General features: G+C 49.2%; 10 protein-coding genes. 3 read left to right on the top strand and 7 right to left on the bottom strand.

Features of this window, described 5'->3' with window-relative positions; genetic code table 11:
* Positions 1 to 96: 96 nt before the first annotated feature.
* The 3 genes from metG to H8L47_RS03955 all read left to right on the top strand — a co-directional run bounded on the left by metG (position 97) and on the right by H8L47_RS03955 (position 4,720).
* Positions 97 to 2,217 carry a methionine--tRNA ligase gene (gene metG, locus H8L47_RS03945; protein WP_186951884.1) on the top strand — a complete coding sequence of 707 codons (2,121 nt, stop codon included), beginning with the start codon at positions 97 to 99 and terminating at the stop codon, positions 2,215 to 2,217.
* Between the two features lie 15 nt (positions 2,218 to 2,232).
* The gene (locus tag H8L47_RS03950) at positions 2,233 to 2,712 is read left to right on the top strand and encodes a GNAT family N-acetyltransferase (protein ID WP_186951885.1); all 480 of its coding nucleotides are present in this window, start codon (positions 2,233 to 2,235) and stop codon (positions 2,710 to 2,712) included.
* Between the two features lie 175 nt (positions 2,713 to 2,887).
* Positions 2,888 to 4,720, top strand: coding sequence for an aminopeptidase P family protein (locus H8L47_RS03955; protein ID WP_186951886.1), 1,833 nt, complete (start codon positions 2,888 to 2,890; stop codon positions 4,718 to 4,720).
* 321 nt (positions 4,721 to 5,041) lie between these two features.
* On the opposite strand, the gene H8L47_RS03960 is transcribed toward H8L47_RS03955, so the two are convergent.
* The 7 genes from H8L47_RS03960 to pstC form a co-directional block, all read right to left on the bottom strand.
* Positions 5,042 to 6,526 carry a serine hydrolase gene (locus H8L47_RS03960; RefSeq protein ID WP_186951887.1) on the bottom strand — a complete coding sequence of 495 codons (1,485 nt, stop codon included), beginning with the start codon at positions 6,524 to 6,526 and terminating at the stop codon, positions 5,042 to 5,044.
* A 259-nt stretch (positions 6,527 to 6,785) separates the two neighbouring features.
* On the bottom strand, positions 6,786 to 8,078 hold the full coding sequence (gene phoR / locus H8L47_RS03965) for a phosphate regulon sensor histidine kinase PhoR (RefSeq protein WP_186951888.1): 1,293 nt from the start codon (positions 8,076 to 8,078) through the stop codon (positions 6,786 to 6,788).
* Between the two features lie 152 nt (positions 8,079 to 8,230).
* Complete coding sequence (gene phoB, locus H8L47_RS03970) at positions 8,231 to 8,917, bottom strand: phosphate regulon transcriptional regulator PhoB (protein WP_186951889.1); 687 nt, start codon at positions 8,915 to 8,917, stop codon at positions 8,231 to 8,233.
* Positions 8,918 to 8,926: 9 nt separating this feature from the next.
* On the bottom strand, positions 8,927 to 9,637 hold the full coding sequence (phoU, locus tag H8L47_RS03975; RefSeq protein ID WP_186951890.1) for a phosphate signaling complex protein PhoU: 711 nt from the start codon (positions 9,635 to 9,637) through the stop codon (positions 8,927 to 8,929).
* A gap of 121 nt (positions 9,638 to 9,758) precedes the next feature.
* On the bottom strand, positions 9,759 to 10,538 hold the full coding sequence (pstB, locus tag H8L47_RS03980) for a phosphate ABC transporter ATP-binding protein PstB (RefSeq protein WP_186951891.1): 780 nt from the start codon (positions 10,536 to 10,538) through the stop codon (positions 9,759 to 9,761).
* A 13-nt stretch (positions 10,539 to 10,551) separates the two neighbouring features.
* Positions 10,552 to 11,424 (bottom strand): phosphate ABC transporter permease PstA, encoded by an 873-nt coding sequence (gene pstA, locus H8L47_RS03985; protein ID WP_186951892.1) that lies wholly within the window; start codon positions 11,422 to 11,424, stop codon positions 10,552 to 10,554.
* A complete protein-coding gene (gene pstC / locus H8L47_RS03990; protein WP_186952031.1) occupies positions 11,424 to 12,404 on the bottom strand; it encodes a phosphate ABC transporter permease subunit PstC in 981 nt (326 codons plus the stop codon). The genes pstA and pstC overlap by 1 nt, the downstream gene beginning before the upstream one ends.
* Positions 12,405 to 12,419: the final 15 nt, after the last annotated feature.

Here is a 12,419-nt window from a genome sequence, read left to right on the forward strand (position 1 = left end):
CACCCCGTATTTCCCCGGATCAGGGCATGGCGGCTCCAATCTGCGCTTTCGCTGTTAGAATAATGCCCTTGTCCGTTCATAAAAAGTGCATCAACCATGACCCGTAAGCTGTTTGTTACCACTGCCCTGCCGTACGCTAATGCGCCCTTCCACCTTGGTCACATCATGGAATACATCCAGGCTGACATTTGGGTAAGGCATCAGCGAATGTCGGGTCACGAGGTACATTTCGTCGGCGCGGATGATGCACATGGTGCACCTATCATGATTGCGGCTGAAAAAGCTGGCATCACACCACAGGCTTTTGTGGCGCAGATCGCTGCCGGACGTAAACAATACCTCGATGGTTTTCATATACAGTTTGATAACTGGCATTCAACCGATGGGGAAGAAAACCATCAGTTGTCGCAGGACATTTATCGCAAACTGAAAGCTGCTGGCTTTATCACCAGCAAAACCATAGAACAGTTCTTTGACCCGGTCAAAAACATGTTCCTGCCTGACCGTTACATCAAGGGTGAATGCCCTAAATGTGGTGCCAAGGACCAGTATGGCGATTCCTGTGAAGTCTGCAGCGCCGTGTATGCGCCGACAGAATTAGAGAACCCTTACTCTGTCCTGACCGGTGCGACACCGATCATGAAGTCATCTGAGCATTTCTTCTTTAAACTGTCTGATGAAAAATGCGTGGAATTCTTGCGTGGCTGGGCCTTGAAAGACAATCGCCTGCAATCCGAGGTGGCGAACAAATGCAAGGAATGGCTGGAAGGTGAAGGCGGCCTGGGTGACTGGGATATCAGCCGCGATGCGCCTTACTTTGGCATCGAGATTCCTGACCAACCGGGCAAGTACTTCTATGTCTGGCTGGATGCACCAGTTGGTTACCTGGCTTCGCTGAAAAATTACTTTGGCAAAACCGGTCGTGATTACGATGCTTTCATGGCTGACCCGACGACTGAGCAAATCCATTTCATCGGCAAGGACATCACTTATTTCCACACCCTGTTCTGGCCAGCGATGCTGAAGTTCTCTGGTTATAAAACACCGGACAATGTGTATGCCCATGGTTTTGTGACGGTATCTGGCGAAAAAATGTCCAAGTCACGTGGTACTGGTATTTCGCCGCTACGCTATCTGGAAATCGGCATGAACCCTGAATGGCTGCGTTATTATTTCGCCGCCAAGCTCAATGCCAAGGTCGAAGACCTGGATATGAATCCGGAAGACTTCGTCGCGCGTGTCAATTCTGACCTGATCGGTAAATACATCAACATCGCCAGCCGTGCTGCCGGTTTTATGCATAAGCACTTTGACGGACGCATCAGCGATCTCGTACGTGGCAATCTACTAGAAGGCTCAAAACCGATCGCAGAATACTATGACACCGTGCTCAAAGGATTAAGGGATTCAGGTCCTCAAATCGCGAATGCATTTGAGTCTAGGGAATACGGTTTGGCGATCCGCATTATCATGAAACATGCTGATGCCATCAATGAATTCTGGGACAAAGCAAAACCTTGGGAGCTTTCCAAGAAATACTCGGATCCAGTGCATCCTTCGGATCCAGAGTGGCTGCATAGAGTTTGCTCTGTTGTTATTGAGTGCTTTAGGCTACTGACTCTCTATTTGAAGCCAATACTACCCTCACTAGCAACCGAGGCAGAAAAATTCTTATGCGTTCAACCAATGAAGTATTCAGATATTTTATTGGCGCTTACACCTGGCCATCAAATTGGTGCATATACACATTTGATGCAACGTGTTGATCTGAAGATCTTTGATCAATTGTTCGATGCTCCGACTCCTGTATCTGTCACAACTACTGATACCACCCAGGCCGCAATATCCGTAACAACTGACATCGAACCACTGGCCGAAGAAATCAAAATTGATGACTTTGCCAAAGTCGATCTGCGCATTGCCAAGATCGTCAATTGCGAACATGTAGAGGGTTCAGACAAGCTCTTGCGCCTGACTCTGGATGTAGGCGAAGGCCGTACCCGCAATGTGTTCTCCGGCATCAAGTCTGCTTACCAGCCAGAACAACTAATTGGTAAATTCACTGTCATGGTAGCTAACCTGGCGCCGCGCAAGATGAAGTTTGGCATGTCAGAAGGCATGGTATTGGCTGCATCGGCTGCTGATGAAAAAACCAATCCAGGTTTGTACATACTGGAAGCCTGGCCTGGTGCGCTGCCTGGTATGCGTGTCCGTTAATATCTTGCCTGATTTATGAATATTGTTGTTCGTGAAGCTGCCATAGAAGATGCGCAACTCATCGCGCATCTGACTCGTGCTTGCTGGACTGACAAAGTGGCTGCCACCTCCAGCGGCCATCATGAAAGCAGTGAGCGCGTCTGCAATGATTTAATGCAGGGCGGCGGCTTTATTTTGCTGCTGGATGATGAACCAGTAGGTTCTGTACGCTGGCTACCACTGGATACAGAAAATAATTGTTGGGAAATGCTGCGCATGGGTGTGCTGCCCGCTTTTCGCGGTTCGACCCTGTCCCAGCATTTGCTGGAAGCCGTCATCCATGCAGCACAGACTTCAGGTGTTGAAGAGCTGCGTCTGGGCGTACGCAGTGACCAGCCCCGCTTGCTGGACTTGTATGCAGCCTTTGAGTTTGAGCTCGCGCCTGAACTCGAGTATTCCCACGCCAATCCAAATGAGCCTGCCCCGCATGTCATGCGCCGTTTCTTAAGAAATTAGAGAAATCGGCATACTTGCTCATATCTAATATATTTTAGGTATACTCTCTCCCAGTTTTGCGAATGCAAGCATATGCTGACATATTAACAATGCACTCAAGCTTCGCCAGCATTTATGCCATTCTTGCAATACACTTGTTCTCACTCTTTGTTGATCCTGCTTTGGAAACTCGTCCATGAACAGCCCTGTTAGCCCTTCCGCAGTCACCTCTCCTATCCCTGCCCGTCTTGTCCAATTACGTGCTGCCATGCAGGCTCAGGGGCTGGATGCCTATATTATTCCATCGTCCGACCCACATCTGTCTGAGTACTTGCCTGACCGTTGGCAGGGCCGTAGTTATTTTTCAGGCTTTACCGGCTCGGTGGGCACTCTGATTGTTACTGCTGATTTTGCGGGTCTGTGGGTAGACAGCCGCTACTGGAGTTCGGCAGAAACTGAGCTGGCACCCACTGACATCAAGATGATGAAAATAGCCTCTGCCGCAGCTACCCTGTACATAGACTGGCTGGCTGGCAATCTGCAAGCTGGCCAAACGGTGGGCGTGGATGGCGCAGTATTGGGGCTGGCAACTGCGAGGGCGCTGGAACAGGCTTTGCAAAGCAAAGGCATCAAACTCAATACCAGCCATGATCTTTTGGATAAGGTGTGGAGCGAGCGCCCAAGTTTGCCGCAGGCGGCCATCTATGAACATGCAGCACCTTATGCCGTAGTTGCCCGCGCTGACAAACTGGCAATGATACGTGAGCAAATGCACAGCAAAAATGCAGATTGGCATTTTGTTTCGACAGTCGATGACCTTGCCTGGATTTTCAATTTGCGTGGTGCCGATGTCAGCTATAACCCGGTATTTGTTGGTCATGCCTTGATCAGTCAGACTGAGGCAAAGCTGTTTGTATCCGCTGGCAAAATCCCGGCAGAACTGGCAGCAATATTGGCAAAAGATGGTGTCAGCCTGGCGGACTATAGCGAAGCCGCTGCTGCATTGGCCGCCCTGCCAGCAGATAGCAGCATCATGATAGACCCACGCAGGGTTACTTATGGCTTCCGCCAGAGCATACCAGCAACTGTCAAAATCATCGAAGCCATCAACCCATCGGTATTTGCCAAATCCCGCAAAACCGCAGAAGAAGCGCAATTTGTCCGTGAAGCCATGGAACAGGATGGCGCAGCCCTGTGTGAATTCTTTAGCTGGCTGGAGAGCGCACTGGGCAAGCAACGCATTACCGAGTTGACCATTGATGAAGAAATCTGCGCTGCCCGTGCACGTCAGCCGCACTTTGTCTCACCCAGCTTTAATACTATCGCTGGCTTCAATGCCAACGGTGCCATGCCTCATTACCGCGCCACCCAGGAATCACATTCAGTCATCGAAGGGGATGGCCTGCTGTTGATTGACTCTGGTGGTCAATACCTGAATGGCACGACGGATATCACCCGCGTCGTTCCCGTAGGCCAGGTATCAGAAGCACAAAAACGCGACTTCACCCTGGTCTTGAAGGGCATGATCAATCTCTCGCAAATACGTTACCCACGCGGCACATTGTCACCTATGCTCGATACCATAGCCCGGGCCCCTATCTGGGCCGATGGCATCAATTATGGCCATGGTACCGGTCATGGCGTTGGCTATTTCCTGAATGTGCATGAGGGTCCGCAAAGCATATCCAGCACCATGGCTGAAGCCCATATGGCGATGGAGCCTGGCATGATTACCTCTAATGAGCCAGGCATTTACCGTCCTGGCAAATGGGGCGTAAGGATAGAAAACCTGCTGCTGACCGTGCCTGCCATGCAAACCGAATTTGGTGAGTACCTGGAATTTGAAACCCTGACGCTTTGCCCTATAGACACACGCTGCATCACGGTAGAGCTATTGCGTGAAGATGAAGTCAAATGGCTCAATGATTACCATGCCATAGTCTTGCAACGCCTGTCACCCCGTGTCAGTGGCGCTGCGCTGGAATGGTTAAAGGAAAGAACCAAGGCTTTGCTACGCTCAGCCAGTTGATTGACTGACAGTCTTGCTTGCCCATCGTCCCAGCGATGGGTGATCATCAATTTCAATGTCAAGAGGCAAGCGATGGATGAGAATAAGCTTTTGCAGGGCAGGAATTCCCATCGCATGGATTTGACTGGTTCACATTTCAGTGAAGTGCAAAACGCGGTAGTAATTTCCGTGGCGTTGATATGGACGGCCGCCGATTCGCAGATATATCATTCAAGGACATGCTCATAGAGAGCAGTGAACTGAGCGGCATGAAGATCAATGTAGGAAAGCAAGAAAAAATAATCCTGTAGGTGGCAGGGTGAAGTATATCCCCTGCCAGATTTATTTCTTTGCAGCGTCAGCCAGCACTTTCAAACGCTGAATGGCATTCTGGTTTTGCGGGTTTAGCTCTAAGGATTTTTGATAGCTGCTGCCCGCAAGTTCATACATGCCAACTGCCTCATATGCCTCTGCAAGGCTATCGTAGGCATTTGCACTTTTTGGATATAGATAGACACTTAGCTTGAACAATTCCAGTACCGATCGCGTCTTATCAGTTTTCAATCTGGAATAGGCCCATTCATTCAAGACTTCCTCACGCAAAAAAAAGTCAGCATCTTTCGCTTTCAAAGCTTGGTAGATAGCATTCGCCTGATCATAGCCAGCTTTCTCTACTGCTTGAACAAAGGTGATCGGCATTTTCAATTGCAGCAAACGAAACTCGCTATTGATGATCTTGCTGCCTATGTCACCCACTTCCGTGGTTGCGTTGGATAACACAACGACGCCTTTTCCTGCCTTTCTGTCAAAACCAATATAGCTGCGGTAACCACCAGTGCCACCAGTATGAGAGGTAATCTCGCTCCCATATTTATTGCCACCACCCCACGCCAATCTGACTGGTTTGCCTGGTTCCCGTGGCTCCAATGGCTCTTGCATTTTATTGACAACAGCTTGCACGGAGCTTTCTTGCTCACCCATATTGGCTGCAAGGAATTTGAGCATATCATTCATGGATGAACGCAAGCCACCTGCCCCGTTAAATACTCCCAGATCCCAATTGGAAGTAAGTGTCAGTTTTGCTTCGCTAGCAAACTCGTCAGTCACTACGTAGGGGCTGGCCAGGTGTTTCTTCATGTCAGCAGTCAGATTGATACCTGTGTTCTGCATCTTCAAAGGCATGAGAATGCGGCTTCTCACCAAAGTTTCATAGTCAGAACCAGCCCTCAAACTCAGCGCATGACCCAACAAACCTGCACCCAGGTTCGAGTATTCCGGCTTGGAACCTATATCGCGCGGCAATTGATAGGTGGACAAAAATTGATATAACAAATCCTGGGTATAGTCGATGTAAGGATTTTTCGGATCTTTTGGTGCAAAATTGCCTGGCATTCTAGGCAAACCAGAAACATGCGTAGAGAGATCGCGCAGGCTAATTTGCTTGCCAGCACGCCTGGGGACGGTTACTGACGTTGGCAAATATTTTTCCACCGGTTCATTTAATCCGACTTCACCTTTTTCTGCCATATCCATCAAGATGAGACCCGTGAAAACCTTGGTAATGGAGCCTATTTCAAACACGGTATCAGCGTCTGCCAAAGTACGGAATTGCAAGTTGGCATAGCCATGACTGATAACCCTGCTGCCTTGCTTATCTATGATGCCGACGACAATACTGGCACCCATTTTTTCCTGATCTATGCGCTGCTTGAGGATAGTCAATATTTCCGCGTCATTGAGTGCAGCAGCAGCCTGCGCATTGGAAACACAAAGAGTCAGGGCAATGATGCTTAATTTAAACGCGCTACGCAGGGCTTCATGTTTCAATTTTATCTTTCTCCAGGATATGACAAGGCAATACGAATGACAGCATTCAGCTTATTTAAAGAAGGACACGCCAATAATCATTTATACAGCATGAAATATGCCAATAGCTAAGCCTTTGATTACGTACAGGATATTTATTGCTACCCTTGTCCGCTATCATCTGGCGGACAAACGCGGACAATGGGCGGACAAAAATTGAACGCTGAGGGAAAAATAGGGAGAGCAAGATTATTCTGCAACTTCTGGCCCTGCAATAAAATTATGCGCTGACTACCGACCCCGGAAACTGCACACAAAATTTACTGCCCACATTCGGTGTAGATTCAATCAGCAAATTAGCCTTGTGCCTGAGCAGCACATGCTTGACGATGGCCAGGCCCAGACCGGTGCCTTGGGTTTCGCGGGAACGGCTTTTATCGACGCGGTAAAAGCGTTCAGTCAGACGTGAGATATGTTCAGCGCTAATGCCAATACCATCATCCTGTACGGCAAATTTGGGGCCATTTGCGGTATCTATCCAGCTAATTTTGATGTTGCCGTTTTCTGGTGTGTAACGGATCGCATTCGTCACCAGATTGGTCAGGGCGCTACGTATCTCATCATTGCTGCCGCGGATATCCGGGCCTGTACATTCCAGCGTAATTTTGTGTTTGCCAGCAGACAGGGCATGCGCCTCCTGCATTATCTGATCCAGCAGACCTTGCATACTGATGCGTTCTGGGCGTGGTGGATAATCTACCGATTCCAGCCTGGTCAGGGTCAACATGTCTTCTACCAGGCGCTGCATGCGCTCACCCTGCTCGGTCATTAGTTTAAGATGCATATTGCGAGTGTGATTATCCAGATCACTTTGCATGGAGGCGATTTCCAGGAAACCGTTGATCACGGTCAGCGGTGTGCGCAATTCGTGCGAGGCATTGGCAATAAAGTCGCGCCGCATCATGTCTATGCGCTCGGATTCGGTGACATCATGTGTCACCAGAATCTGGCGGCGGTTTTCAAATGGAATGATATGAGCAATCAGCTTGCGGTCACGGAAAGACAGCGTCAAGGGCGTCTCGTAGCGCCCCAGGATAATGTAATCCATGAATTCAGGGCTGCGTACCAGATTGGTCACACGCATGCCCTTGTCCTGTGCATGGCTCAAGCCCAGATGACTTTCGGCTGCAGGATTACACCACTCCAGAAACAAAACGTCATCCATGATGACCACACCGTCTGGCAACAGTGTCATGGCCTGGCGAAAACGTGCCAGCCATTCTGCCAGCTCAGCCTGATTTTTCTCATCACCACGACGCAATTTATACAGACGTGAAAAAATATCAGTCCAGGCCCCCCAACCATCCGGCAAGCGTGAACTACTTGGATGGTCTAGCCAGTCAGCAAGGCGCTGCAAGTAAAACAACTGTACGCAAAACAGAGCGACCATACCAAATAGCCCCAACACCAATCCTGTTACCGCCCCCCACAAATAGATAGCGCATGCCGTTCCCAGAAAGACCAGGAGGATGCGGACAAATGCAGAAATCCAGAAAATAAGGCGTGGAGACATGATGGGTCCTGAATATTGCTTGGAATGTGATGATGATATATGGTTTGAACTGATATCAGTGATCAGTTTCACGCTACCCCATTCCCATTTTGAAATGAGGTAGCGACACAAGCGCTGGCCGTGACGTTTGCATCAACTGCGCGTTTGCTGAATTATTTTTCAGAAAGCATGTAGCCAACGCTACGTACAGTCTTGATCAGGGATTCCGCATTCTTCAAGACTTTGCGCAAACGCAGGACATGGACGTCCACCGTTCGCTCTTCGATGACGACGTGATCGCCCCAAACTTTATCAAGCAACTGGCTGCGTGAAAACACACGCTCAGGATGAGCCATGAAAAATTTCAGCAACTTGTATTCGGCGTGACCGATATCGACCTTGTTGTCCTCTATCTTGACTGTGCAACTGACAGGATCAAGCACAACAGGACCTGCTGTCAGGGCAGTCTGTGCATGTTCAGGGCTCTTGCGGCGCAGCAGGGCCTTGATCCTGGCTGTCAATTCACGCGGCGAGAACGGCTTGGTAACATAATCATCGGCGCCATGGTCAAGGCCGGCGATCTTGTCTTCTTCCATGCTTTTTGCGGTCAGCATGATCACCGGGATTTCATTGAACTGGCGGTCTGAGCGTATCTTGGACAAAAGACGCAAACCACTCTGATCTGGCAACATCCAGTCCAGCAAAATCAATTGCGGCGTGCGGCGCTGCAAATATTCCCAAGCTTCAGCAGTTGTATTGACGGCAAAAGTGTTCCAGCCTGCCGCACGCAGGGAAAAACTGACCAGTTCTACGATTGCCGGTTCATCCTCGACGATGAGTATTGTTGTGTCTGTAGCCATCATCAATAATTAACTCAGTTTTTCCTGCTTGGTCGCTACATAATCCGAATGGCGGATATCCTTGCCCTCTACGATATAAATCGTATGTTCGGCAATATTCTTGGCATGGTCCCCAATACGCTCGATTGCCTTGGCCACCCACAGCGCATCCAGGGACGATGATATCGTGCTTGGGTCTTCCATCATGAAGGTAATCAGATTGCGCATGATAGAGCGGAAATCATTGTCGATCAGCGCATCCTGGGCAATCAACTGCACTGCCTTGTCGCCATCAAGACGGGCAAAGGCATCCAGCGATTGATGCAACATATCTGCCACACTGCTGGCAAGCACACGCACAGTTTCATAGCCGCTGAACATGGGCACACCACGTCTGGTGCTTGCAGCATCCCTTGAAATACGCGCGATTTTGGTTGATTCATCGCCTATGCGTTCAAGATCAGTGATGACCTTGCCAGTCGCCATGACGGTACGCAAGTCATTCGCTGCTGGCTGGCGCTTGACGATAAGGTGGCTGCACATATCGTCCAGCGCCACTTCGAGGCGATTGACTTCCAGATCAGATTGAATCACGGCTTCTGCCTGTTCAGCATTACCGGTACGGAAGCATGACATGGCATCATGAAAATGGCTTTCTACCAAGCCCCCCATTAACAAGACCTTGGAGCGTATTGTCTCCAGGTCCATATCATATTGTTTTGAAGAGTGTTCGCCTGTCACAGGTTTCTCCTGAATTCGCAATTGCAAAATGTAAACGTCGCTGCTTTATAAAGCTTCACTTAAGCAGCATTGCTTGTCCACGCATTTGCATGGACAAGCAAGCGCAAATGTGCGTCGTTTGTTAGCCGAAACGGCCAGTAATGTAGTCTTGAGTTTCTTTCTTCACGGGGTTCATGAAGATATGATCAGTCTCGCCAAATTCGACCAGCTCGCCCAGATACATATAGGCAGTATAGTCAGAGCAACGCGCTGCCTGCTGCATGTTATGGGTCACGATGGCGATGGTGTATTCCTCTTTCAGCTCATTGATCAATTCTTCAATCTTGACTGTAGAGATAGGATCTAGTGCTGAGGTTGGCTCATCCAGCAGCAAGATTTCAGGTTTTACTGATACGGCACGGGCGATGCACAGTCGTTGTTGCTGACCGCCAGATAGGCTCAAGCCACTCTTGCTGAGTTTATCTTTCACTTCTGTCCAGATCGCCGCTTTTTTCAATGCCCATTCAACACGCTCATCCATCTCGCCCTTGGACAGGTTCTCGTATAAACGAACGCCGAAAGCAATATTGTCATATACCGACATAGGGAAAGGAGTCGGCTTCTGGAAGACCATGCCTACACGGGCGCGCAGCAGGTTAATATCCTGATCTGCATCGAGGATGTTTTTGCCGTTGTAAATGATGCTGCCTTCCGCACGCTGACCGGGATACAGATCGTACATGCGGTTCAGGGTGCGCAACAAAGTCGACTTACCACAACCGGATGGACCGATGAAAGCTGTGACTTTTTTATCGTAAATATTCAGATTGATATCGCGCAGGCTACGTGTTGTCCCGTAAAAGAAATTCAGCCCGCCGATTTCGATTGCTTTTTTCTGTTGATTGTCTTGTAGAGTAGTCATATCGAGGTCAGTATTAATGCTGTGTTTTTTGGTTAAACAAAGTACGCGATAAAATATTCAAACCGAGAACGCTGAAGGTGATCAGCAATGCGCCACCCCAGGCCAGTTCACGCCAGTTGTCGTACGGGCTCATGGCGAACTGATAAATCACGACTGGCAAGTTAGCCATCGGTTGATTCATATTGCTGCTGAAGAACTGATTATTCAAGGCGGTGAACAATAAAGGCGCCGTTTCACCAGAAATACGTGCAACTGCCAGCAAGATACCAGTGACGACACCAGCTTTGACAGCGCGCAAGCGTATCATCAAGGCTACCTTCCAGCGTGGCGCACCAAGAGCAAAAGCGGCTTCGCGCAAACTGGCAGGCACCAGGCCCAGCATATTATCAGTGGTACGGACGACCACAGGTATAGCGATGAGTGAAATGGCGATACTGCCAGCCCAACCAGAGAAGTGTTTGACGTTGGCCACATAAATCGCATACACGAACAAACCAACAACGATGGATGGGGCCGACAACATGATGTCTGTCACAAAACGGGTAACGCCCCCAAACCAGCTCTTGTCGCCATATTCAGCCAGATAGATACCAGCCAGTATGCCTATAGGCGTAGAGATCAATGTGGCAATGCCCACCATGGCAAAGCTGCCGAAAATGGCATTCATCAAACCACCGCCATCACTACCTGGTGCCGGTGTAGATTCTGTGAACATGGCAAGATTGACTGCTGAAGAACCCTTCATCAACAACGTGAGCAAGATCCACATCAAAAAGAACACGCCCAGCGCCATAGCAATAGAAGACAGAGTGATACCTATCTTGTGCATCAACAAACGCTTGCGATACACCGGATTACTGGCAGATTGCATTGTAGAATTTTGCATTATTTTGCTCCTTCTTTACGTGCCAGACCCAGCAACATTAGCTTAGCTGCAGACAAGACGACGAAAGTAATGACGAACAGTATCAACCCAAGCAGGAACAGTGATGATGTATGCAGTGGTGATTCAGCTTCGGCAAATTCATTGGCCAGTGTAGAAGCGATACTGTTACCAGCAGCAAACAGCGACCAGGACAAGTGATGGGAATTACCAATCACGAAAGTAATCGCCATGGTTTCACCAAGTGCACGACCCAAGCCCAGCATGACGCCGCCGACCACACCAATTTTGGTGTATGGCAAAACAATTTTGCGCACTACTTCCCACTTGGTGCAACCCAGTCCATAGGCGGACTCTTTCAGGACGGGAGGCACGACTTCAAACACATCACGCATCACTGAAGCAATGAAAGGGATAATCATGATGGCCAGAATTACACCAGCAGCCAGAATACCCATGCCTATCTTGGGACCAGAGAACAGGGCACCGATCACTGGCAGCTTGCCCAGTGTCGCGGCCAATGCAGGTTGCACATATTGCGAGAACAGCGGAGCAAATACGAACAAACCCCACATGCCATAAATAATACTCGGCACACCTGCCAGCAGTTCAATTGCCGTACCCAATGGGCGTTTGAGCCAGTTTGGGCAAATTTCGGTAAGGAACAAGGCAATCCCAAAACTGACAGGAAACGCAATCAGCAAAGCGATGACAGATGTCACCAGAGTACCAACGATAGCTATCGTACCACCGAATTTGTCATTAACCGGATCCCACTCTATGGTCCAGATGAATGGCAAACCAAATTCCTTCATGGCCGGAATGGCACGCAGGAACAAAGAAATAATGATACCAACCAACACCACCAGCACAAGGGCGGCGAAAGTGAAGGTCAGCTTATGAAAAAAGAAATCTTGCCAACGCTGGCGACGCATCACCATTGCCATTTTCACAGGATCGATTTGATCGACCTTTTGCGACATTGAAGTTGCAGCAGG

Origin of the sequence: Undibacterium umbellatum, assembly GCF_014284125.1 — a bacterium.
Classification (GTDB): domain Bacteria; phylum Pseudomonadota; class Gammaproteobacteria; order Burkholderiales; family Burkholderiaceae_D; genus Undibacterium; species Undibacterium umbellatum.

Bases quoted from the DNA above. Each gene is read 5' to 3' on its own strand.
- metG (WP_186951884.1), top strand. From the start codon at position 97: ATGACCCGTAAGCTGTTTGTTACCACTGCCCTGCCGTACGCTAATGCG.
- H8L47_RS03950 (WP_186951885.1), top strand. From the start codon at position 2,233: ATGAATATTGTTGTTCGTGAAGCTGCCATAGAAGATGCGCAACTCATC.
- H8L47_RS03955 (WP_186951886.1), top strand. From the start codon at position 2,888: ATGAACAGCCCTGTTAGCCCTTCCGCAGTCACCTCTCCTATCCCTGCC.
- phoR (WP_186951888.1), bottom strand. From the start codon at position 8,078: ATGTCTCCACGCCTTATTTTCTGGATTTCTGCATTTGTCCGCATCCTC.
- phoB (WP_186951889.1), bottom strand. From the start codon at position 8,917: ATGGCTACAGACACAACAATACTCATCGTCGAGGATGAACCGGCAATC.
- pstB (WP_186951891.1), bottom strand. From the start codon at position 10,538: ATGACTACTCTACAAGACAATCAACAGAAAAAAGCAATCGAAATCGGC.
- pstA (WP_186951892.1), bottom strand. From the start codon at position 11,424: ATGCAAAATTCTACAATGCAATCTGCCAGTAATCCGGTGTATCGCAAG.
- pstC (WP_186952031.1), bottom strand. From the start codon at position 12,404: ATGTCGCAAAAGGTCGATCAAATCGATCCTGTGAAAATGGCAATGGTG.